Annotated in this window: 22 protein-coding genes; 16 read left to right on the top strand and 6 right to left on the bottom strand. The window is 66.8% G+C overall.

Features of this window, described 5'->3' with window-relative positions:
• Window positions 1-139: 139 nt before the first annotated feature.
• Window positions 140-562 (bottom strand): DUF4307 domain-containing protein, encoded by a 423-nt coding sequence (locus D6M19_RS12290; RefSeq protein WP_123025488.1) that lies wholly within the window; start codon window positions 560-562, stop codon window positions 140-142.
• A 95-nt stretch (window positions 563-657) separates the two neighbouring features.
• Here D6M19_RS12290 and mca point away from each other — a divergent pair, with 95 nt between their 5' ends.
• The 4 genes from mca (at window position 658) to D6M19_RS12270 (ending at window position 4,241) form a co-directional block, all read left to right on the top strand.
• Window positions 658-1,533: a mycothiol conjugate amidase Mca gene (mca, locus tag D6M19_RS12285; RefSeq protein ID WP_123025518.1), complete on the top strand. Its 876-nt coding sequence runs from the start codon at window positions 658-660 to the stop codon at window positions 1,531-1,533.
• Window positions 1,526-1,783: a hypothetical protein gene (locus tag D6M19_RS12280; protein WP_123025487.1), complete on the top strand. Its 258-nt coding sequence runs from the start codon at window positions 1,526-1,528 to the stop codon at window positions 1,781-1,783. Before mca ends, D6M19_RS12280 begins: the two co-directional genes overlap by 8 nt.
• A 78-nt stretch (window positions 1,784-1,861) precedes the next feature.
• The gene (locus D6M19_RS12275; RefSeq protein ID WP_123025486.1) at window positions 1,862-3,859 is read left to right on the top strand and encodes a thioredoxin domain-containing protein; all 1,998 of its coding nucleotides are present in this window, start codon (window positions 1,862-1,864) and stop codon (window positions 3,857-3,859) included.
• Between the two features lie 10 nt (window positions 3,860-3,869).
• Window positions 3,870-4,241: a nuclear transport factor 2 family protein gene (locus D6M19_RS12270; RefSeq protein WP_123025485.1), complete on the top strand. Its 372-nt coding sequence runs from the start codon at window positions 3,870-3,872 to the stop codon at window positions 4,239-4,241.
• A 60-nt stretch (window positions 4,242-4,301) separates the two neighbouring features.
• Here D6M19_RS12270 and trhA read toward each other — a convergent pair whose 3' ends face one another.
• Window positions 4,302-5,048: a PAQR family membrane homeostasis protein TrhA gene (gene trhA, locus D6M19_RS12265; RefSeq protein ID WP_234834820.1), complete on the bottom strand. Its 747-nt coding sequence runs from the start codon at window positions 5,046-5,048 to the stop codon at window positions 4,302-4,304.
• 55 nt (window positions 5,049-5,103) lie between these two features.
• On the opposite strand from trhA, the gene D6M19_RS12260 reads away from it, so the two are divergent.
• The 4 genes from D6M19_RS12260 (at window position 5,104) to D6M19_RS12245 (ending at window position 8,330) form a co-directional block, all read left to right on the top strand.
• Window positions 5,104-5,901 carry a (2Z,6E)-farnesyl diphosphate synthase gene (locus tag D6M19_RS12260; RefSeq protein WP_123025484.1) on the top strand — a complete coding sequence of 266 codons (798 nt, stop codon included), beginning with the start codon at window positions 5,104-5,106 and terminating at the stop codon, window positions 5,899-5,901.
• A gap of 46 nt (window positions 5,902-5,947) precedes the next feature.
• Window positions 5,948-7,303 (top strand): hypothetical protein, encoded by a 1,356-nt coding sequence (locus D6M19_RS12255; RefSeq protein WP_123025483.1) that lies wholly within the window; start codon window positions 5,948-5,950, stop codon window positions 7,301-7,303.
• A 112-nt stretch (window positions 7,304-7,415) separates the two neighbouring features.
• Window positions 7,416-7,823, top strand: coding sequence for a hypothetical protein (locus D6M19_RS12250; protein WP_123025482.1), 408 nt, complete (start codon window positions 7,416-7,418; stop codon window positions 7,821-7,823).
• A 96-nt stretch (window positions 7,824-7,919) separates the two neighbouring features.
• Window positions 7,920-8,330, top strand: a complete 411-nt coding sequence (locus D6M19_RS12245; protein ID WP_206428507.1) for a hypothetical protein — start codon at window positions 7,920-7,922, stop codon at window positions 8,328-8,330.
• 93 nt (window positions 8,331-8,423) lie between these two features.
• Here the strand turns inward: D6M19_RS12245 and coaA are convergent, their stop codons facing one another.
• On the bottom strand, window positions 8,424-9,362 hold the full coding sequence (gene coaA, locus D6M19_RS12240) for a type I pantothenate kinase (RefSeq protein ID WP_123025481.1): 939 nt from the start codon (window positions 9,360-9,362) through the stop codon (window positions 8,424-8,426).
• 30 nt (window positions 9,363-9,392) lie between these two features.
• On the opposite strand from coaA, the gene D6M19_RS12235 reads away from it, so the two are divergent.
• The 6 genes from D6M19_RS12235 to D6M19_RS12210 all read left to right on the top strand — a co-directional run bounded on the left by D6M19_RS12235 (window position 9,393) and on the right by D6M19_RS12210 (window position 17,008).
• Window positions 9,393-10,613, top strand: a complete 1,221-nt coding sequence (locus D6M19_RS12235) for a DUF885 domain-containing protein (protein WP_123025480.1) — start codon at window positions 9,393-9,395, stop codon at window positions 10,611-10,613.
• Window positions 10,614-10,867: 254 nt separating this feature from the next.
• Window positions 10,868-12,340 (top strand): glycine hydroxymethyltransferase, encoded by a 1,473-nt coding sequence (locus D6M19_RS12230; protein WP_123025479.1) that lies wholly within the window; start codon window positions 10,868-10,870, stop codon window positions 12,338-12,340.
• 57 nt (window positions 12,341-12,397) lie between these two features.
• Window positions 12,398-13,225 (top strand): acyl-ACP desaturase, encoded by an 828-nt coding sequence (locus D6M19_RS12225; protein ID WP_123025478.1) that lies wholly within the window; start codon window positions 12,398-12,400, stop codon window positions 13,223-13,225.
• A 248-nt stretch (window positions 13,226-13,473) separates the two neighbouring features.
• Window positions 13,474-14,787, top strand: coding sequence for an RNA 5'-3' helicase PhoH2 (locus tag D6M19_RS12220; protein WP_123025477.1), 1,314 nt, complete (start codon window positions 13,474-13,476; stop codon window positions 14,785-14,787).
• A gap of 83 nt (window positions 14,788-14,870) precedes the next feature.
• The gene (locus tag D6M19_RS12215; protein WP_123025476.1) at window positions 14,871-15,752 is read left to right on the top strand and encodes a polysaccharide deacetylase family protein; all 882 of its coding nucleotides are present in this window, start codon (window positions 14,871-14,873) and stop codon (window positions 15,750-15,752) included.
• 5 nt (window positions 15,753-15,757) lie between these two features.
• On the top strand, window positions 15,758-17,008 hold the full coding sequence (locus D6M19_RS12210) for a cation:proton antiporter domain-containing protein (RefSeq protein ID WP_164478447.1): 1,251 nt from the start codon (window positions 15,758-15,760) through the stop codon (window positions 17,006-17,008).
• On the opposite strand, the gene D6M19_RS12205 is transcribed toward D6M19_RS12210, so the two are convergent.
• Complete coding sequence (locus D6M19_RS12205; protein WP_123025474.1) at window positions 17,005-18,426, bottom strand: class II fumarate hydratase; 1,422 nt, start codon at window positions 18,424-18,426, stop codon at window positions 17,005-17,007. The genes D6M19_RS12210 and D6M19_RS12205 overlap by 4 nt on opposite strands.
• A 30-nt stretch (window positions 18,427-18,456) precedes the next feature.
• Complete coding sequence (glpX, locus tag D6M19_RS12200; RefSeq protein ID WP_234834819.1) at window positions 18,457-19,503, bottom strand: class II fructose-bisphosphatase; 1,047 nt, start codon at window positions 19,501-19,503, stop codon at window positions 18,457-18,459.
• Between the two features lie 38 nt (window positions 19,504-19,541).
• On the opposite strand from glpX, the gene D6M19_RS12195 reads away from it, so the two are divergent.
• Both D6M19_RS12195 and D6M19_RS12190 read left to right on the top strand, forming a co-directional pair.
• Window positions 19,542-20,180 carry a DUF4245 domain-containing protein gene (locus tag D6M19_RS12195; protein ID WP_123025472.1) on the top strand — a complete coding sequence of 213 codons (639 nt, stop codon included), beginning with the start codon at window positions 19,542-19,544 and terminating at the stop codon, window positions 20,178-20,180.
• Between the two features lie 8 nt (window positions 20,181-20,188).
• A complete protein-coding gene (locus tag D6M19_RS12190) occupies window positions 20,189-21,136 on the top strand; it encodes a dienelactone hydrolase family protein (RefSeq protein ID WP_123025471.1) in 948 nt (315 codons plus the stop codon).
• On the opposite strand, the gene D6M19_RS12185 is transcribed toward D6M19_RS12190, so the two are convergent.
• Window positions 21,117-22,352 carry an AI-2E family transporter gene (locus D6M19_RS12185; RefSeq protein ID WP_123025470.1) on the bottom strand — a complete coding sequence of 412 codons (1,236 nt, stop codon included), beginning with the start codon at window positions 22,350-22,352 and terminating at the stop codon, window positions 21,117-21,119. The genes D6M19_RS12190 and D6M19_RS12185 overlap by 20 nt on opposite strands.
• Between the last annotated feature and the right edge of the window lie 32 nt (window positions 22,353-22,384).

Here is a 22,384-nt window from a genome sequence, read left to right as displayed (position 1 = left end):
GCGCTCAATCCGTGCGCAAAAGCAGCAATACACGGTCCCAGCAGGAACCGTGTATCGGGCCATGTTACCACCGCCACGTCAGCCGGTTTTCACACAATCGCTTCTTGTGGTTTGTTGCGTGGCAGGCCAGACGCCGGTATCAGGACGCCACCAGATAGGCGGGCACGTCCGTCCCGCACCCGTACACATCGCCGACCACCGGCGGCCGGGTGGACTTCACGGTGGTGGTGACGGTCACGGTGTCCTGCGACGACGGCGGCACGAGCACCTCCCGGCGTCCGGTCTCGCTGCCGTCGATGGCGCGGGCCCGCACGATGCAGACCACCGGACGCGACGGGTCGGCGCGGGTGACCTTGATCGTCACCGACAGCGTCTCGTCGTCGATCAGCCGGTATCCGCCCAGCTCACCCTGCACGTCGCCGCTGCCGAGACGCTGCGATGCCACGATCGCGATCACCACCCCGGCGACCAGGACCAGCGCGGTCAGGCCGATCGCCCACCAGCGACGTGATCGGCGTGACATGCGCTGCCGCCCGTAACGGGCTGGGGGACGATCAATCAAGGGTTCAGTGGCCCGTCGGTCGGATACAAGTACTAGGACTGGAACTATAGGGCTACCGAAAACGGTTGAAACGTGTCGACGTGATGAGGAACCACTTGAAGCAGATGCGTTTGATGGCGGTGCATGCCCACCCGGACGACGAGTCCAGCAAGGGTGCCGCCACCACAGCCCGCTACGCCGCCGAAGGCGCGCGGGTGATGGTGGTGACCCTGACCGGTGGCGAGCGCGGTGACATCCTCAACCCGGCGATGGACCTGCCCGAGGTGCACGGCCGGATCCACGAGATCCGGATCGACGAAATGCGCAAGGCCGCCGAGATCCTCGGCGTCGAGCACCACTGGTTGGGTTTCGTCGACTCCGGCCTGCCCGAGGGTGACCCGCCGCCGCCGCTGCCGGAAGGCTGCTTCGCGCTCGAACCGTTGCACATCCCGACCGAGGCGCTGGTGAAGGTGATCCGCGACTTCAAGCCGCATGTGATGACCACCTACGACGAGAACGGCGGATATCCGCATCCTGACCACATCGCCTGTCATCGGGTATCGGTTGCCGCATACGAAGCCGCGTCCGACCACCGGCTTTATCCCGACGCGGGGCAGCCGTGGGCGGTCAAGAAGCTGTACTACAACCACGGCTTCCTGCGCCAGCGCATGCAGCTGTTGCAGGAGGAGTTCGCCAAGCACGGCCAGTCGGGACCGTTCGACAAATGGCTCAAGCACTGGGATCCGGAGATCGACGTGTTCGCGGGCCGGGTGACGACCCGCGTCGAGTGCTCGGAGTACTTCTCCCAGCGCGACGATGCGCTGCGCGCCCACGCCACCCAGATCGATCCGGCAGGCGACTTCTTCGCCGCACCCATCGAATGGCAGCAGCGGCTGTGGCCGACGGAGGAATTCGAGCTGGCCAGGTCCCGGGTGCCGGTCAGCCTGCCCGAGACCGATCTGTTCACAGGCATCATGGACGACGATGACTGACACGTTGGTGATGATCGCCGGCCTGCTGGCCGACGAGGCACCCAAGGACACCGGACCGGATTTCGGCAAGGCCAGCCCGTTCGGCCTGCTGGTCGTCGTGCTGCTGATGATCGGGACCTTCCTGTTGGTGCGGTCGATGAATCGGCGCCTCAAGCGGCTACCGGAGTCGTTCGACCGCGAGAACCCGGAGCCGGATCAGGTCGTCGACGAAGGAACCGTCGAACCGGATGCGGGCAGCAAGGCGTCCTAGTGGGCCTCCCCGAAGGCGAACGCGAGTGAGGACCGGCGGGCCCAGGCCCGCAGGGCAGGGGACGAGCGTGAGTCGAGAATGAGCACTGGTAACACCCTCGGCGAGGCGACAAGCCCGTACCTGCGGCAGCACGCCGACAACCCGGTGCACTGGCGCCAGTGGACCCCCGAAGCGTTGGCCGAGGCGGCCGCGCGGGACGTGCCGATCCTGCTGTCGATCGGCTACGCCGCATGCCACTGGTGCCATGTGATGGCGCACGAGTCGTTCGAGGACGACGATGTGGCGGCCGCGATGAACGCGGGCTACGTGTGCATCAAGGTGGACCGCGAGGAGCGACCCGACATCGACGCGGTGTACATGAACGCGACCGTGGCGCTGACCGGTCAGGGCGGCTGGCCGATGACCTGTTTCCTGACCCCCGACGGCAGGCCGTTCTTCTGCGGCACCTACTACCCGAAGCCGAACTTCCTGCAGTTGCTCGCGGCTGTCAGCGACACGTGGCAGGGCCGGCGCGACGACGTCGAGCAGGCGTCCGACCAGATCATCACCGAGTTGCGGTCGATGGCATCCGGGTTGCCCGGCGGTGGCCCCGAGGTGGCGCCCGCGCTGTGCGACCACGCTGTCGCCGCGGTGCTGGCTGACGAGGACACGGTCAGGGGTGGATTTGGCGGAGCGCCCAAGTTCCCGCCGTCGGCGCTGCTCGAGGCACTGCTGCGCAGCCACGAACGCACCGGCGAGCCTGCGCCGCTGGCGACCGTCGAACGCACCGCTATCGCGATGGCCCGCGGCGGCATCTACGACCAGCTGGCCGGTGGATTCGCCCGCTATAGCGTTGACGCCTCGTGGGTGGTGCCGCACTTCGAGAAGATGCTCTACGACAATGCATTGCTGCTGCGGGCCTACGCGCATTGGTCGCGGCGCACGGGAAACCCGCTGGCGCGCAAGGTCACCCGCGAGACGGCGCGCTTCTTGATCGACGAGCTGAGCGCCGACGGGATGTTCATCTCCTCGCTCGACGCCGACGCCGACGGAATCGAAGGGCTGACCTACGCGTGGACGCCCGCCCAGCTGACCGAGCTGCTCGGCGGTGACGACGGACGTTGGGCGGCAGCACTTTTCGGTGTGACCGAGGCGGGCACGTTCGAACACGGCAGCTCGGTGCTGCAATTACCGGCGGACCCCGACGACATCGAACGGTTCGACCGCATCAGGACCGCCCTGCTGGCCGCCCGGTTGACCCGGCCGCAGCCTGGCCGCGACGACAAGGTCATCACGGCGTGGAACGGGTGGGCGATCACTGCACTCGTCGAGGCGGGTGTCGCACTCGATGAGGCCGAGTTCCTCGACGCCGCGACGCGATGCGCGCGGACGGTGCTCGACCTACACATCGTCGACGGCAGGCTGCGCCGTGCGAGCCTCGGCGGACGCGTCGGCGACAGCGCCGCAATCCTCGAGGACTACGCGACTCTGGCGACCGGGCTGCTCACCCTGCACCAGATCGTCGGCGGCGCACAATGGCTGGACGCCGCAATCGGGTTGCTCGACACGGCACTGGAGCACTTCGCCGACCCCGAGCGTCCCGGCCGGTGGTTCGACACCGCTGACGACGCCGAGCAACTGCTGGTGCGGCCGGCCGATCCGCTGGACGGAGCGACGCCGTCGGGTGCCTCATCGATCGCCGAAGCGCTGCTCACCGCCGCGCATTTGGTGCCCGCGTCCCGCGCCGACCGGTACGCGTCGGCCGCCGCGGAGTCGTTGTCGTCGGCGACTCCGGTGCTCGCGCGATTGCCGCGCTCGGCCGGACACTGGTTGGCCGTTGCCGAGGCTGCCGTGCGTGGCCCCATCCAAATCGCGGTCGCCACAAGTGGTTCCGACTCGCCATTGCTCCGCGCGGCCCGCGAGCTGGCTCCCGGAGGCGCGGTGGTCGTCGGTGGCGCGGTGAACTCCTCGGAGCTGCTGACCGATCGCGATCGGGTCGACGGTGCTGACGCCGCCTACGTGTGCCGCGGCCGGGTGTGCGACCTGCCGGTCACCACCGTCGGGGATCTCGCGTCCGCTCTTGGTGTGGCCGTGTAGCGTTCGGCGCATGTCGACGCCCGAAGGCAACGCCAAGACCGTCAAGCGCTACCTCGAACTGGCAGCGGAAGGTCGCACCGACGACATCGTCGACCTCTACGCCGGCGACGGCACCGTCGAGGATCCGGTCGGCGGAGAGGTGCACATCGGCCGCGAGGCGATCCGCGGGTTCTACTCGGCGATCCCTACCGGCGACAACGCGGCCGAGCTGTACACGCTGCGGTCGCTGGGGCAGGAGGCCGCGTTCTATTGGGCGCTCACCCTCGAGCTTGGCGGAAATCGGATGCAGATCGAGATCATCAGCACGATGACGTTCAACGACGACGGCAAGATCGCGTCGATGAAGGCCTACTGGGGCCCGGAGAACCTCAAGCCCGCATGAGTGATTTCGGCGCGCTGATCGACGCTGAGCGTACGTGAGCGCGCCGAAATCGCAGATTGGCTAGCCGCTGAAGACGGCGAACCACATCGCGATGTAGTGCAGGAGAGCGGCCACCGCGGTGCACGCGTGGAAGAACTCGTGATGCCCGAACGTCTCGGGCCACGGGTTGGGCCATTTCAGGCCGTACAGCACGCCGCCGATGCTGTAGAGCGCGCCGCCGACGATCAGCAGGACCAGCGCCGCCACCCCCGCCCCGTGCAGGATCGGTCCGACGAACCACGCCGCAACCCAGCCCAACAGGAGGTACAGCGGCACGCCCACCCAGCGCGGCGCAGACGGCCAGAACATCTTGAGCAGCACGCCCGCTATGGCGCCGCTCCAGACGATCCAGAAGAGCACCATGCCCTTCTCCGACGGCAGCGCGAGCAGGGCGAACGGTGTGTAGCTGCCCGCGATGAACACGAAGATCATCGAGTGGTCGGCGCGCTTCATCCATTTACGGAGCGTCGCCGACTTCCAGGTGATCCGGTGGTATGCACCGCTGACGGCGAACATGGCCACGATCGTGAACGTGTAGATCAGTGTCGCGAGCCCGGCCCTGGTCCCGACCATCGCCCAGGACACCGATACCAGCGTCGCGCCTGCGATGAGCGCGACGACGGCCGCGTAGACGTGGATCCAGCCCCGCGCCCGCGGCCTGCCGATGGCCTGTGCGACGCGGTCGACGACCGCCTCGGGAAAGTCTTCTGCGCCATCACCACGACGGTGGGTGCGATCCGGTTCGTCGGTGTCGATCGAGGCGGTCACGTCACCTCCATTGGCCGCTCGGTGATTCCCGTTCGCCACAGTAGTCTTGATTTTCGTGGAGATCATTCCCGCTCGTCTCAAGGAGCCGGTGTATCGGCTCTATGAGATGCGGTTGCGGCAGGGTCTCGCGGCATCGAAAACCGAACTGCCCCGCCATATCGCGGTTCTCTGTGACGGTAACCGGCGATGGGCCCGTGATGCTGGTCACGATGACGTCAGTTACGGCTATCGGGTGGGCGCGGACAAGATTGCCGAGATGTTGCGCTGGTGTCAGGATGCGGGCATCGAGATGGCCACCGTCTACCTGCTCTCGACGGAGAACCTGCAGCGGGAACCGGACGAGCTGTCGTCCCTGATCGAGATCATCACCGATGTGGTGGAGGAGATCTGTGCCCCCGCGAACAAGTGGAGCGTGCGCACGGTCGGCGACCTCGAACTGCTCGGCGAAGAGCCGGCGCGGCGGCTGCGCGACGCGGTGGAGTCGACGGCGTCGGAAGCGACCGCCGGGACCTTCCATGTCAACGTCGCCGTCGGCTACGGCGGACGGCAGGAGATCGTCGACGCGGTGCGGGCGCTTCTCGGCAAGGAACTCGCCAACGGCGTAAGCGGTGACCAGCTGATCGAGGCGGTCACCGCGGAGGCGATCTCGGAGAACCTGTACACGTCCGGTCAGCCCGATCCGGATCTGGTGATCCGCACATCGGGGGAGCAGCGGCTGTCGGGATTCCTGCTGTGGCAGAGCGCGTACTCGGAGATGTGGTTCACGGAGGCCTACTGGCCGGAGTTCCGGCGGGTGGATTTCCTGCGCGCGCTGCGCGATTACACCGCGCGGCACCGCCGCTACGGCCGCTGATCGGCTCAACCTCTACAGGCACTGATCGCCATGCCACACTTGACCCATGGCGGCGCTTTCGGCGTTGGTCTTCTCGCTCAGCTGGTGGCTGGGCCTGTACCTGCTGGCCCGTGATCCGCGTAAGCCGGTGCTCGTGCTGGCCGCTATCGGCCTGACGAGTTTCGCGGCGGTGGTGGCGCTCGACGCCGTGCGGGTGGTCAGCGGTCTGCACGGACTCAGCAGCATCGAAATCTATCTGGTCGCGGTGCCGGGGATCGCGTGGTTCGCTGTGCTGCTCGAACTGTCCAGGCCGTCCGACACCTGGCGCAGCCGCGCAGGCGAGATCGCCCTGATCGCCGCGGTGGCCGCGGCGGCGTTCTTCGGCGCGGCCATGGCGGGCAACGTCGACGGGCCGGTTCGGCTCGGCCACTGGGTGATGTTCGCCGTCATCTCGCTTTCGTCACTCGGCGCGATGCTGAGGGCGGTGTTCGGCCCGTGGCAGCCGCGGCCGGTGGTTGGCTACGTCGTGGTCGCGACGCTGTTCTTCGCCCTCGGCAACGCGATCCTCGTCATCCCGCTTGGCCTCGTGCCCAGCTGGCTCGCCCTCGCGTCGACGGGTTGCGACGTCGTGCTGCTCGGAGTCGCGGTCGCGATGTGGGACGCGTTCGACGAAGGCCAGGCGCTGCGCGGCGACATGCTGCGCTCGTTCGTCGCGACCGGCGTCGTGGTCGTGCTGTTCGGCGGGCAGGCGTTGGTCGGACTGGTGTTGACGGGGGAGCAGACGGCGTTGACCGTGCTTCTTTTCACCAGTGTCGCGATAGCGATCGCGATCAACGTGCTTGCCGACCCGCTGGCCGGCCTGCTGGACCGGCTGGCGTTCTCCCGCTCGCCGGGTCTGCGCGCCGACCGCGCGACGTTGCGCCGCACTGAGGCAGCGCTGCCGCTGCGGTCGACGAACCCGCTTTCCGACGTCGACGACGAGACCTTCGTCCGGCTCACCCGCCGCGCGCTCGGCCACTACGGCGACCTGTCCAAGCTCGTCGCCAGCCCGCTGACCGCCCTGCCGGGCATCGACGAACGGCTGGCCGCCCGCGGCGCTCCCGATCAGCCGCTGGAACGCGCCAACGAGCTCAAGGCCCTGCTGGCCGACCGCATCGCCCGGCTAAAGCCCCGCGACGGCGGCGACTTCGGCACCACCGAGCAGTGGCGCCACTACAACGCGCTGTACTTCCCGTACGTCGTCGGTGTGCGGGCGTACGCGCAGAACGCCACCGCTGCCGGGTTGGATCCCGTCGCCCGCCAGGCCTGGCAGTGGTTTGTCACCGAGGTGCCACAGCGGTCGCTGCACAACTGGCAGAACGCCGCCGCCCGGCTGATCGCCGCCGATCTGCGCGGCAATTTGGTGACCGCACAAGACTTCTAACGCCTCGAGGCGGTGGGGGGCGACGACGAGGAAACCGTTCTGACCTGCGGTTGGCAGTAGCTGGCAGCGTCTGGCGTCGATCTGGCAGTGGCATCTGCGCAACATCAGTGCCATGACCGCCATCACCGCCCGGCCCGTCCGGGACAGCACGGATTCACTGCTGCGTTTCGCCCTGCGCGCCGACGCCACCCTGTGCGGGGCGCTCGGATTGCTCATCGCCATGGCCGCCGATCCGCTGTCGCGGCTGTCAGGTCTGTCGGCCACATCGGAATGGATCGCAGGCGCGGCGCTCGTCGGCTACGGCCTCGCGCTGTATGTCTCCGCCGGTGTGCCGGACGTCCGCCGTGTCGGCGTCGGCGTGCTCGTCGGGAACATCGCATTCACCGTCGTCGTTGCCATCGTGCTCATGGCGGGGTGGCTGCCGCTGACCGCGTTCGGGGTGGCGTCGACAATCGCGTTCACCGTCGCGACGCTGGCATTCGCCTACGCCCAGTACCTCGGAGTGCGCCGTCTGGCGTGACTCCCTTCCAACCCGGTCCGGAGTCGCCGCTGACAGAGGTTGCGGCGTCGACTCCGGCACCGGCTGAAGGTAATCCCACCAAAGAAAGGAATCAGGATGACCGCCATCACCACACCGAGATTCAAGGAGTCGACGGACTCGCTGCTGCGCTTCGCGATGCGCGCCGACGCAGTACTGACCGGGCTCGCCGGTGTCGCCGGGCTTCCACTCGCGGGCTGGCTGGCCGAGATATCCGGCACCAGTACGGCGTTCGAGTATTCGATGAGCGCCTTCTTCATCGCCTACGGCGTTGTGGTGCTTGCGCTCGCCCAGCTGCCGTCGGTGCGACGCGTCGGCCTGATGCTGGCCATCGGCAACCTGCTGTTCACGGTCGCCAGCGTGGTGTTCGTGCTCGCTGACGTCTTCCCGTTGACCATCACCGGCATCGTGCTGACGCTCGCCACCGGTGTGTACACGCTGGTGTTCGCCGAGCTGCAGTACCAGGGTGTGCGACGCATGAAGCGCTGACGTTCTTCTGCCGAGCTGGGCCCACACCGCAGGTAGGGAACGCAAAAGTCCCCGACACGCCGAGTGTTTGGGGACTTTTGCGTCTGCTCGCGCTTACAACTTGCGCAACCGCAGCCGGTTGATGGAGTGGTCGGCGTCCTTGCGCAGCACCAGGGTGGCGCGCGGCCGCGTGGGCAGGATGTTCTCGATAAGGTTCGGGCGGTTGATCGAGTGCCAGATATCGCTGGCCGCGAAGACCGCCTGATCGTCGGTCAGCGTCGAGTAGTGGTGGAAGTGCGACGCGGGGTCGGCGAACGCGCCCGCCCGCATCGACAGGAACCGGGATATGTACCACTGTTCGATGTCCTCGATGCGGGCGTCGACGTAGACCGAGAAGTCGAACAGGTCCGAAACCATCAGCGCCGGACCGGTTTGCAGGACGTTGAGCCCTTCCAGAATCAGGATGTCCGGATGCCGGATGATCTGCTTCTCACGGGGCACGATGTCATAGAGCAGATGCGAATACACGGGGGCGCAGGCGTAATCGGAGCCTGACTTCACCGCGGTGACGAACCGCATCAACGCCCTGCGGTCATAACTTTCCGGGAAACCTTTGCGGTGCATCATGTTTCGGCGCGTCAGTTCCGTGTTCGAGTACAGGAAGCCGTCGGTGGTGACGAGGTCGACGCGGGGATGGTGCTCCCAGCGGGCCAGCAGTGCCTGCAGCACACGGGCGGTCGTCGACTTACCCACCGCCACACTGCCCGCGACGCCGATGATGAACGGCACCGGGCGGTCGGGATTCTGCTGCGGCTCGCCGAGGAACTCGGCGGTGGCGGCGAACAGCCGCTGGCGCGCCGCAACCTGTAGGTGGATCAACCGGGCGAGTGGCAGGTAGACCTCTTCGACCTCGAGCAGGTCGATCTTTTCACCGAGGCCGCGCAGCTTGACGAGCTCTTCCTCGGCCAGCTTCAGCGGCGTCGACATGCGCAGCGCCCGCCATTGACTCCGGTCGAACTCCACGTAGGGGCTCGGCTCGCTCAGCCGCGGCATGGGATCAGTCTTGCAGTTAGCGTGGTTGCCATGGAGTCCGGCACCCTCATCCGCGAATATCTACTGCTCGGTCTGAGGTTCGACCGGATCGAGGAAGGCTACGTCGACTCCTTCACCGGCGACCCCGCGCTGCGGGAGGCGGTCGCATCCGAACCGGCGCCTGACCCCGCTGACCTGGCCAGACAGGCCGACCGGCTGCTCGCCGAGCTGCCGAATGTGCCGCGCACCGACGGCCAGGCGGGTTTTGACGACGCACGCGCCGATTACCTCGGCGCCCATCTGCGCGCGCTGGCCTGTGCCGGAAAGAAATTCGCCGGGCAGACCGTCGGATTCGTCGACGAGGTCGACGCCTATTTCGACGTCCAGATCGGCAAGGGCGATCCGGACCGCTACGCGGACGCGCACGCCCGCCTCGACCAGGCACTCGGCGGCACGGGGCCACTGGCCGAGCGGATGGCTGCCTACCGCCGTGCCGAGGAGATCCCGCCGGAGCGCCTCGAGGAGTGCATCCACGCGTTCTCCAGCGCCCTGCGCGACCGGGTGCGCGCCGATTTCCCGCTGCCGGACAGCGAAACCATCAACTACGAAGTGGTGACCGACAAGCCGTGGTCGGGGTTCAACTACTACCTCGGCGACTACCGCTCGACCGTCGCGGTGAATGCCGACCTGCGCCAGCAGATGTCGAACCTGCCGCGGCTGGTTGCCCACGAGTCCTATCCCGGCCACCACACCGAGCACTGCCGCAAGGAGGCCGGTCTGGTCGCCAAACGCGGCCATGCCGAGCAGACGCTGTTTCTGGTCAACACTCCGCAGTGCCTGATGGCCGAGGGGCTGGCCGACTTGGCGCTCCACGCCGCGATCGGTTCGAGCTGGGGTACATGGGCCGGCGAGATCTACGCCGATCTGGGCCTTCGATTCGACGGGGAGCGCGCGGCGACGGTTTCGGATGCGACCGCGGCGCTGGCCGATGTCAGGCAGGACGCCGCGCTGATGCTGCACGACGAACACCGCGACGTCGACGACGTGGTGGCATTCCTGAAGCGTTGGCTGTTGGTCAGCGACGAGCGGGCAAGGCAGACGTTGCGGTTTCTGTCTTCGCCGCTGTGGCGGGCCTACACCAGCACCTATGTCGAGGGCTACCGGCTTCTGCGGGGCTGGCTGGACGACCGGCCCGCAGGCGTCAGCCTCACCGAACGGTTCGGCAGGCTGCTCGACGAGCCGCTGATCCCGTCGGCCCTGCGCGCCGCCTGACCGCGGCGGGCCGTCACCCTGGCCCCACGAGTCACGCCGGGCGGCACAACTCGTCGTGCCCGCCTCACAGCGAAAGATTCGCTACTGCTGAAACCGATTCCGTATGAGCGACTGTTTCGCTGCGAGGCGGGCACTTCCGCCATCCCCAGCTCAGTGGCCGATGAGCATTCCTGAGGTTCCTGCGACTGGTGAGGTTCGGCGCGCGTAGGCAGCCTCCGGGTCCTCCTGTTGTCGCTCCGATTACGCTGGATACCATGACCGCAGATCCGTCCGTGACCGCACCCGCTCCCGGCGCCGAGTACGCCGACACCGCCAGCACCGCGTATCGCGACATCCTGCAGATCATCGAATCTGTCGAACCGCGCATCGCTGCCGCGACGCGCAAAGAGCTTGTCGACCAACGCGATTCGCTCAAGCTGATCGCAAGCGAGAACTATGCCTCGCCCGCGGTGCTGCTGACCATGGGCACCTGGCTCTCCGACAAGTACGCCGAGGGCACCATCGGGCACCGCTTCTACGCCGGCTGCCAGAACGTCGACACCGTCGAGTCGGTGGCCGTCGAGCACGCCGAGCAGCTGTTCGGTTCGCCACACGCCTACGTCCAGCCGCACTCCGGCATCGACGCCAACCTCGTCGCGTACTGGGCCATCCTGGCCACCCGCGTCGAGGCGCCCGGCCTGGCCGAGGCCGGCGTCAAGAACGTCAACGACCTGTCCGAGGCGGACTGGGAGCAGCTGCGCGCCAAGCTCGGAAACCAGAAGCTGATGGGTATGTCGCTGGACGCCGGCGGGCATCTCACCCACGGATTCCGGCCCAACATCAGCGGCAAGATGTTCTACCAGCGCAGCTACGGCACCGACCCGACGACCGGTCTGCTGGACTATGACGCGCTTGCCGAGGCCGCCCGCGAGTTCAAGCCGCTTGTGTTGGTCGGCGGCTACTCGGCATACCCGCGGCGTATCAACTTCGCCAAGCTCCGCGAAATCGCCGATGAGGTGGGCGCAACGCTGATGGTGGACATGGCCCACTTCGCGGGTCTGGTCGCTGGGAAGGTGTTCACCGGCGACGAGGACCCGGTGCCGCACGCCCACGTCACCACGACCACCACGCACAAGTCGCTGCGCGGCCCGCGCGGCGGGCTGGTGCTCGCGACGCCGGAGTACGCCGACGCCGTCGACAAGGGCTGCCCGATGGTGCTCGGCGGCCCGCTCTCGCACGTGATGGCGGCCAAGGCCGTCGCGCTGGCCGAGGCGCGCCAGCCGTCGTTCCAGACGTACGCACAGCGGGTCGCCGACAACGCCAAGGCGCTCGCCGAGGGCTTCCTCAAACGCGGTGCGACGCTCGTCACCGGCGGAACCGACAACCACATCGTGCTGCTCGACGTGCAGTCGTTCGGGGTGACCGGGCGGCAGGCGGAGTCTGCGCTGCTGGACTCGGGCGTCGTCACCAACCGCAACTCGATCCCCAACGACCCGAACGGCGCCTGGTACTCCAGCGGTATCCGGCTCGGCACACCCGCGCTGACCACCCGCGGCTTCGGTCCCGCCGAATTCGACCGGGTGGCCGAGCTGATCGTCGACGTGCTGACCAACACCGAGGCGGCGGCCGCGTCATCGGGACCATCCAAGGCCAAGTACAAGCTGGCCGACGGCACCGCCGATCGCGTGCACGCAGCGGCCGCCGAACTGCTGGCCGCCAACCCGCTCTACCCGGGTTTGACGCTGTAACACGACACGAGTCGGCCTGATTTCAAAAAGGTGTGAACGTGGGTTACAGTTACTTTCATGGCGCAGAAACCTGTCCCTAATACGCTCACCACCGAACTCGAGCCGGTCGTCGAGCAGAACTTGACCCGTCATCTGGAGTCCGAGGACATCTGGTTCGCGCACGACTACGTGCCGTTCGAGCAGGGCGAGAACTTCGCGTTCCTCGGTGGCCAGGACTGGGACCCGTCGCAGGTCACGCTGCCCAAGCACATCACGGACGCACTCGAGATCCTGCTGATCGAGAAGGACAACCTCGCCGGCTACCACCGCGAGTTCGTCTTCAGCTTCATCCTCGAGGACAAGTGGGGCCGCTGGCTGGGCCGGTGGACCGCCGAGGAGCATCTGCACGCCATCGCGCTGCGCAACTACCTGGTGGTCACCCGTGAGATCGATCCCAGCGCCAATGAGGACGTGCGTGTCGAGCACGTCATGAAGGGCTACCGCGCCGAGAGCTACAGCCAGATCGAGCGGCTGGTGTTCATGGCATTCCACGAGCGCGCGTACGCGGTCTATTGCCGCAACCTGCAGGCGCAGATCACCGAGCCGGTGCTCAACGGTCTGATGGCCCGCATCGCCAAGGACGAGGAGCGGCACGAGGAGTTCTTCCACAACCTCGTCGACCATTGCCTGGGATACGCCCGCGAAGACACGATCAATGCGATCGCACGACGCGCCGCCGACCTCCGTGTGGTCGGCGCCGACATCGACGCCTATGCGGACAAGCGCAAGAACGTCGCAGATGCGGGCATCTTCGACGAGGCCACGCTGCGCCAGGTGATCTCCGACCGCATCACCGCGTGGGGCCTTGCCGACGACCCGCAATTGCGTCGGTCAGTCAACGTCTAAGTTGCTGGGCTGTTAACCCGGCGCGCCTGCACGTCACGCTCGCGTTCTCGGGAGTAGCGTCGTTTCCGATGGCTAGCGACATGCTCTGCTATCCGGGCGGTACCGATCGACTCAACTCGAGAGGGCCGGTCCCGGCCCTGGTGCCGCAGTTTCCGCCGAGAGGTTCGTGCGGGGCCGCGCGGGCTCCGGTCGACGACGATGCGACCCTGGGTCGTTGAGGAGTCGGCCGATTGCTCAAGGAGCGTTACGTGACCGATTCCTCCGTCCGGACTTACGTTCTCGACACATCCGTGTTGCTGTCCGACCCATGGGCCTGTACACGGTTCGCCGAGCACGAAGTGGTCGTCCCGCTGGTCGTCATCAGCGAGCTGGAGGCTAAACGCCATCATCACGAGTTGGGTTGGTTTGCCCGGCAGGCGTTGCGCCTGTTCGATGATCTCCGGCTCGAGCACGGCCGGCTCGATCAGCCGATTCCCGTTGGTACCCAGGGCGGGACGCTGCATGTCGAGCTGAACCACAGCGACCCGTCGGTGCTGCCCGCCGGCTTCCGGACCGATACCAACGACTCGCGGATCCTGACGTGCGCGGCCAATCTCGCCGCAGAGGGTAAGCGGGTCACGTTGGTGAGCAAGGACATTCCGCTTCGCGTCAAGGCCGGAGCGGTCGGTCTGCCCGCCGACGAGTACCACGCTCAGGACGTCGTCACGTCCGGCTGGACCGGGATGGCCGAGATCGACGTGTCAAGCGAGGACATCGACACGCTGTTCGCCGAGGGCGAGATCGACCTGGAGTCGGCACGAGATCTCCCGTGCCACACGGGAATCCGGCTGCTCGGAGCGAACTCTCACGCATTGGGCCGGGTCAATCCGGACAAGCGGGTGCAACTGGTTCGCGGTGACCGCGAGGTCTTCGGGTTGCGCGGTCGCTCCGCCGAACAACGGGTTGGACTCGACCTGCTGCTCGACGAGTCCGTCGGCATCGTGTCCCTTGGCGGCAAGGCGGGCACCGGTAAGTCCGCGCTGGCACTGTGTGCGGGATTGGAAGCGGTGCTCGAACGGCGCACCCAGCGCAAGGTCGTCGTGTTCCGGCCGCTGTACGCGGTCGGCGGGCAGGATCTCGGCTATCTGCCCGGCAGCGAGAGCGAGAAGATGGGGCCGTGGGCGCAGGCCGTCTTCGACACCCTCGAAGGGCTTGCCAGCCCCGCGGTGCTCGAAGAGGTGCTGTCGCGCGGCATGCTCGAGGTGCTGCCGCTCACCCATATCCGCGGCCGCTCCCTGCACGACTCCTTCGTGATCGTCGACGAGGCGCAGTCGCTGGAGCGCAACGTGCTGTTGACGGTGCTGTCCCGGCTGGGCGCCGGATCGCGGGTGGTGCTCACCCACGACGTGGCCCAGCGCGACAACCTGCGCGTCGGCAGGCACGACGGTGTCGCGGCGGTGATCGAGAAGCTCAAGGGCCACCCGCTGTTCGCCCACATCACGCTGTTGCGCAGCGAGCGCTCGCCGATCGCCGCGCTGGTGACCGAGATGCTGGAGGAGATCAGCCCCGGGGCGCTCCCGTAACCGGGCGATTTCGGCGCGCTCACATACGCTCAGCACACGTGACCGCGCCGAAATCACTCAGCGACCGCCGGTAAGCTGCGGCCGTGCCGAAGCGACGAGACAGCCGGGCCTGGCAGTACGGCCTTGTGGTGCTCGGCGTCGTCGCAGCGGTCGCCATCGTCGTGGTCTCGCTGCTCACCGGCCACGCCAAGCGCGAGACCCCCGGCGACGTCGACTGCACGCAAGTCAAATGCGTTGCGTTGACGTTCGACGACGGGCCTGGGCCCTACACCGACCGGCTGTTGCAGATCCTGAAGGACAACGACGCGAAGGCGACGTTCTTCCTGATCGGCAACAAGGTGGCCGCCAACCCCGCCGGGGCCAAGCGCATCGCGGACGCCGGCATGGAAATCGGCAGCCATACCTGGGAACACCCCAATATGACCACCATTCCACCGCAGGACGTCCCCGCACAGTTCAGCAGGGCCAGCGACGCCATCGAGGCGGCGACGGGCCAGCGACCCAAGCTGGTCCGCACCGCAGGCGGCGTGATCAACGATCAGGTGCTTGCGGAGGCCAAGAAGTTTGGCTTGGCCGACATCAACTGGGACGTCATCCCTTTCGACTGGATCAACGACGCGAACATCGCGGCGACCCGCTACATGCTGATGACGCAGATCAAGCCCGGATCAGTCGTGCTGTTCCATGACACCTACTCCAGCACGGTCGATCTGGTCTACCAGTTCATCCCCGTGCTCAAGGCCAACGGTTACCACCTGGTGACGGTCAGCCAACTGCTCGGACCGCGTGAGCCGGGAAGCACATACGGCGCGCGCGACAACGGCCCACCCGCCAACGTTCTTCAGGAGATCGCGGCCGACGAGATCCCGTCGCTGCCCAATACGCCATCCCCGCCGCCGATGCCGAACTTCCCGATCACCGACATCCCGGGCGCCAACTCCGGCGGACCCAACAACGGAGCCTGACCGCCGTGAGCAGCGACACCGTGTTCGTGCTCACCCTGCTGGTGCTGTGCTATGCGGTGGTGTCTGGTCTGGTCAAGAAGTGGTACACCGCGCCCGCGCTGATCTTCGTTCTGTTCGGAATCGTGTTGGGGCCGTTCGTGCTCAACCTGATCGAGGGCGGCACGGACACCGCTACCTTCACCGTCGTCGCGCAGTTGGCGCTGACGGTGATCCTGTTCAACCAGGCAGCCGAACTCGACCTCGGCGGGGTGGTGCGCCGCCGGGGCGTCACGTTCCGCTTGCTTGTCATCGGAATTCCCCTTGCGCTCGGCCTCGGAACGCTGACCGCACTGCTGGTTCTTCCCGTCATGCCGCTGTGGGAGGCGGTGTGTCTGGCGGCGATCGTCGCCCCGACCGAGGTCGCGCTGATCGATGCACTGCTCGACGACGAGCGCATTCCCGAACGGATCCGGCACGCGCTGTCCACCGAAAGCGGCTTCTACGACGGGTTCGCTCTCGCGGCGATGTTGGCGGCGCTGGCGCTGGCATCGGACCACACCAAACCCGACTTCTCCAAGTGGGGCTTGTTCCTGGTGCGCACAGAAGTGGTGTCCGTAGTCGTCGGCGTGGCCATCGGGGCGCTGGGCGGGTGGATCATCGCCAGGTCGCGTCGCCGCGAATGGATGAGCGACACCTGGGCGCAGTTGGCCACACTCGCGATCGCGCTGGTGTGCTTCGCGGCGGGAGAACGCTTTCACGGCAGCGGTTTCGTCGCGGCATTCGCAGGCGGTCTGGCGTTCGCGTTCGCCGAACGGCGGGCTGGCGTGAAGCCCGACACCCAGGTATCCGACGCTGCCGGTCAGCTCCTGGAGCTCATGGTGTTCGCGATGTTCGGTGGCTATGCGGTGATTGTCGGATGGCGTGACGCCGACTGGCGGGTGGTGGTGTTCGCGGTCGTCGCGTTGTTCGTGGTGCGGCTCGTCGCAGTACATGCCGCGTTGATTCGCAGCGACGTCCCCGTGCACGAGCGGATGTTCATCGGCTGGTTCGGCCCGCGCGGCATCGGGACCCTCGTGCTTGGGCTGCTGATGGTCGAGCGCGGTGAGATCGAACAGGCGCCTCTCATCACACAGGTGGTCGTCGTGACGGTGACGCTGAGCCTCGTCGTGCACAGCGCCACCGCGTGGGCAGGTATCCGCTGGCTCTCGGCCCGCGAGAAAACCCGCGAGACGGCCCGTGCAAGGGAGTCGCCGCTGGCCCACGGCTCCTCGCGTTAGTCGCCGTCTTTCACCTTGGCCATCGCCAGCACGTCGAGCCGCTTGTCGAGTTCCGCCTCGGACAGCTTGTCGCCGATGAGCCCGCGGTCGATGACCGTCTGCCGGATGGTCTTCTTCTCCTTGAGCGCCTGCTTGGCCACCGCTGCGGCCTCCTCGTAGCCGATCGCGGAGTTCAGCGGGGTCACGATCGACGGTGAGGACTCGGCGAGCTCGCGCAGCCGCTCTTCGTTGGCGACCAGGCCGTCGATGCAGCGCTTGGCGAACAGGGTGGAGACGTTCGTCAGGATCTTGAACGACTCGAGCGTGTTGCGCGCCATCATCGGGATGTACACGTTGAGTTCGAACGCGCCGTTGCCGCCACCCCATGCGATCGCCGCGTCGTTGCCGATCACCTGCGCGGCCACCTGCGTGACGGCCTCGGGGAGGACGGGGTTGACCTTGCCCGGCATGATCGAGCTGCCCGGCTGAAGGTCCGGCAGGTGAATCTCGCCGAGACCGGTCAGCGGGCCCGAGCCCATCCACCGGATGTCGTTGGCGATCTTGGTCAGCGAAACGGCGATCGTGCGGAGTGCGCCGGACGCCTCGACAAGCCCGTCACGCGCCGCCTGTGCCTCGAAATGATTTGTCGCGACTCGCAATTCGGCCAGCCCGGTCTGTTCCTTCAGCACCGCGACCACGCGCTCGTCGAAGTCGTCGGGGGCATTGAGGCCCGTTCCGACCGCTGTGCCGCCGATCGCGAGTTCGCCGAGTCGCGGCAGCGTGGCCTTCACCCGTTCGATGCCGGCCTCGATCTGACGCGCGTAGCCGCTGAACTCCTGACCCAACGTGACCGGCACGGCGTCCATCAGGTGCGTACGGCCCGACTTCACCACGACGCGCCACTGCCGAGCCTTGCCCGCAAGAGACTCGTGCAGGACTTCCAGCGCCGGAATCAGATGGCGCACAGCGGCTTCCGTGGCAGCGATATGTGTCGCGGTCGGGAACGTGTCGTTGGACGACTGCGACATGTTCACGTCGTCGTTGGGGTGCACCGACACGCCGCCGCGCGCGGCGATCCCGGCGATCACCTCGTTGGTGTTCATGTTCGAGCTTGTGCCTGAGCCGGTTTGGAACACGTCGATGGGGAACTGATCGTCATGGCGGCCGTCGGCGATTTCGGCGGCGGCGGCGATGATCGCGTCGGCCTTCTCCGGGGCGAGCAGGCCGAGGTCCTTGTTCACCTGTGCACAAGCACCCTTGAGCAGGCCGAGCGCACGGATCTGGGTGCGCTCCAGACCTCGGCCGGAGATCGGGAAGTTCTCCACCGCGCGTTGCGTCTGTGCACGCCACAGCGCGTTGACGGGCACCCGCACCTCACCCATGGTGTCGTGCTCGATGCGGTACTCGACGTCTTCGGAACGAGCTGAGTCGACGCTCACAGTTGATCCTTTGCTTTATCGGTCAGTGAGTTACGGCAGCGGCTGGTAAGCGTTGCTATCGCCGGTGAAATCGATTGCGGAGTATTCGTTTAGCTTCGACAGCCGGTGGTAGGCCTCGATCATCCGCACCGTGCCCGACTTCGAGCGCATGACGATCGACTGGGTTGTGCAGCCGCCGCCGTAATAGTGAACGCCCTTGAGGAGGTCACCGTCGGTGACGCCGGTCGCGCAGAAGAACACGTTCTCTCCCGACACCAGATCCTCGGTGTGCAGTATTCGATCCAGGTCGTAGCCGCGGTCGATCGCCTTCTGACGTTCTTCGTCGTCCTTCGGCGCGAGCTGGCCCTGGATCGCCCCGCCCATGCACCGGATGGCTGCGGCGGCGATGATGCCCTCGGGTGTGCCGCCGATTCCGATGAGCAGGTCGGTGCTGGTGTTCGGCCTGCACGCCGAGATCGCGCCTGCGACGTCGCCGTCGGAGATCAGCCGGCAACGGGCGCCCGCGGCTCGAACGTCTTCGATCAGCTGCCTGTGCCGCGGCCGGTCGAGGATGCACACGGTCAGGTCGGACACCGAGACATTCTTGGCCTTGGCGACCCGGCGGATGTTCTCGCCGATGGGGACCGTGATGTCGATGACGTCGACGGCGTCAGGTCCGACGGCGATCTTGTTCATGTAGAACACCGCCGACGGGTCGTACATGGTTCCGCGCTCGGAGACCGCGAGTACCGAGATCGCGTTGGCGATGCCCTTGGCCATCAGCGTGGTCCCGTCGATCGGGTCGACGGCGAAGTCGCACAGGGGGCCGTCGCCGTTGCCGACCTCCTCGCCGTTGTAAAGCATCGGCGCGTTGTCCTTCTCGCCTTCGCCGATCACCACGACGCCGCGCATGGACACCGAATTGACCAGCTCACGCATGGCGTCGACGGCGGCGCCGTCACCGCCCTCCTTATCGCCGCGGCCCACCCAGCGTCCTGCCGCCATCGCGCCCGCTTCAGTGACTCGAACGAGCTCGAGGGCAAGGTTGCGGTCGGGGGCTTCTCCGCGTGCTGGGCTCATGGCTCTCGATTCTCCCATTGGCGGGTCGGCCGGTGGGAGCTGGGATACTGGCCCTTGTGACCTCCGAGCCGCAACCCGCGCCCAGACCCGCGAAGCCGCGGTTGCTGCAGGACGGTCGGGACATGTTCTGGTCCCTGGTGCCGCTGGTCGTGGCGTGCGTCGTCCTCGCGGGCATCGTCGGGATGTGCTCGTTTGCGCCCGGCGGTCCAGGCGCTGGACCTGCACCCGACTACGACGCCCCTGCGGCACTGAAGGCCGACGCCGACGCGCTGCGGATCCCGATCCGGGTGCCTGCGCTACCCGACGGCTGGCGCGCCAACTCCGGCAGCCGCGCCGGGATCGAGGCCGGCCGGACGGACCCGTCAGGGCAGGCGGGCCGCGCGGTTTCCTCGACCGTCGGATACCTCACCCCGACCGGGATGTACATGGCGTTGACACAGAGCAATGCCGACGAGGAGAAGCTGGTCGGCTCCATCGACTCCGACATGGCGCCGACCGGAACGCAGGATGTCGACGGCGTGCGGTGGGTGGTCTACGACGGTGGCGACGGTGTTGAGCCGGTGTGGACGACGCGGCTGAACGGCCCGACCGGACCGGCGCAGATCGCGATCAGGGGGGCCGGCGGTACCGATGAGTACCGTACGCTGTCGGCGGCGGTGCAGAAGCAGCCGCCACTGACCGCGAAAGCGAAATAGGAGCCGCGATGACCGCACCGGACCCCAATGTCGCGGCCCAGGCGGCTCCGGACCCCAATGTCGCGGCCCAGGCGGCTCCGGACCCCAATGTCGCGGCCCAGGCGGCTCCGGACCCCAATGTCGCGGCCCAGGCGGCTCCGGACCCCAATGTCGCCGGCCAGGCGGCTCCGGAAGCCGATTTGAGCGGCTGGACCGCGGCACCCTTCACCGCCGCGGGCTATACCCACGACGTGTACCGCAAGGGCGATGGCCCAGGAGTGGTGCTGATTCCGGAGATGCCCGGCATTCATCCCGGAGTGCTGGCCCTTGGCAATCATCTGGTGGACAACGGATTCACCGTCGCCTGTCCGTCGCTGTACGGCACGCCGGGCGCACCTCCCGTCCGGCCGGGCATGGTGCCGGTGATGCTGCGCGGTTGTGTGGCAAAGGAATTCGCGGCCTTCGCAACGAACGCCGATCGACCCGTTGCCCAATACCTTCGGGCATTGGCGCGCGACCTCAACGACAAAACACCGGGTAAGGGCGTCGGGGTGATCGGTGAGTGCTGGAGTGGGGGCTTCGCGTTGGCGGCCGCTGTGGACGACAGTGTGCTGGCCCCGGTGCTCAGCCAGCCGTCGCTGCCGATAGGCCTGACGGCCAAGCACCGGCGCGATCCGGGTCTGTCGGAAGCCGAGTTGAAGATCGTCGAACAGCGAGTCGTCGATGAGGGCTTGTGCGCGCTCGGGCTGCGGTTCAGCGAGGACCCGTTGTCGCCGGGAGCTCGGTTCAAGACGCTCAAGCAGCGGCTTGGTGACGCCTTCGAGGTCATCGAGATCGACTCGAAGAAGGGCAACGAGCACGGATTCGGCAAGAGGGCGCACTCGGTGCTGACGCTGGAGCTGCGCGAAGAAGAGGGTCACCCCGCCTACGAGGCGCGCAAGCGTGTCGTCGAATTCCTCAGGGAGAGGCTGGTTTAGCCGCGTCCGGCTCGGGTGCGGGCGCATCCGCCTCCGGGCCTGGCTCTTCGGGATCTGGCACCTCCGGTGCTGCGCGCCGCGCTCTGCGCGTCAACCATCCCATCACCCGGTTGTTCTTCTTCGACCGTCCGGTGTCGTCGTCGTCATGAGTCTGAAGTGGTACGCCCTTGTACACGGCCAGGTAGACGCTGATCGTCGTCACGATGACGATCATCAGCACCGGGCCGAGGACGATGCCCAACGCGCCGAACATCGCGATTCCGGCGAACACCGAAAGCAGCATCAGCGCCGAGTCGAGGCGGGCCTCGCGCGGCACGAGGATCGGTCGCAGGAAGTTGTCGATGTTCGTCACCACGATGATGTGGAACAAGATGACGAAGACGCCGCCGAATACGTTGCCGAACAGCATCATTCCTACGCCGAAGGGAATCGTGATGATGCCGCTGCCGAGCGGTATCACCGACAGCGCACTCAAGATGACGGCGAAGATGAAGAAGCCGTCGTGGAAGCCTGCGATATAGATCGAGATCGCACCCGCGACGCCCTGGCAGACCGCGATGATGAACTGCCCCTTTACCGTGCCGCCGACCATCGCGCCCATCTTCGCGAGATACAGGTCGGTGGCTTCTTCGCCGAGCGGATTGAGCTGGCGGATCAGCCGTTGCACCGCATCCTTGTTCGTCAGCAGTGAGATGAACACGTAGATAAACAGGATCGCCGCGGTGATCGCGCCGACGACGCCGCCCGCGGCACCCTGCAACAGGTGCAGCAGATACTGTCCGGCGTTCTGGGCGACGGTCGTCATCGCCTTCCGAATCATTTCCGGGGTCACCGTGACGTCGGCGAACGGCACCCGTTCCAGCAGTTCGTTGACGCCGATCAACGTCTTGTCGCCGAGGGTGGACAGGTCGGTCCGCTCGACCCACGCCGCGACGCTGCGGACCATCTCGGTGATCTGGACGACGGCCAGCAGTCCGATCAGTCCGACCGGCACGATGACGCTTGCGAACACCGCCAGCAGGGTGAGCGTCGCCGACAACCCGGTGCCCATTTTCTTGGTCAGCCGGTTGTACAGCGGGTTGAACAGGTACACGACCACCGCGGCGACCACGATGAGGATGAAGTACTTGCGCAGGAAGTAGGCGCCGAACAGGACGGCGATGACCGTCGCGACCGCCAGGGCACGCTTCTGCGTCAGCGTGAACTCGGTCTTCATGGCGGCCACCGGCCTACCGTAACCAGTCCGGC

Source organism: Mycolicibacterium stellerae (assembly GCF_003719305.1).
Taxonomy (GTDB): domain Bacteria; phylum Actinomycetota; class Actinomycetes; order Mycobacteriales; family Mycobacteriaceae; genus Mycobacterium; species Mycobacterium stellerae.
This window is presented reverse-complemented; position numbering and strand designations above follow the sequence as displayed.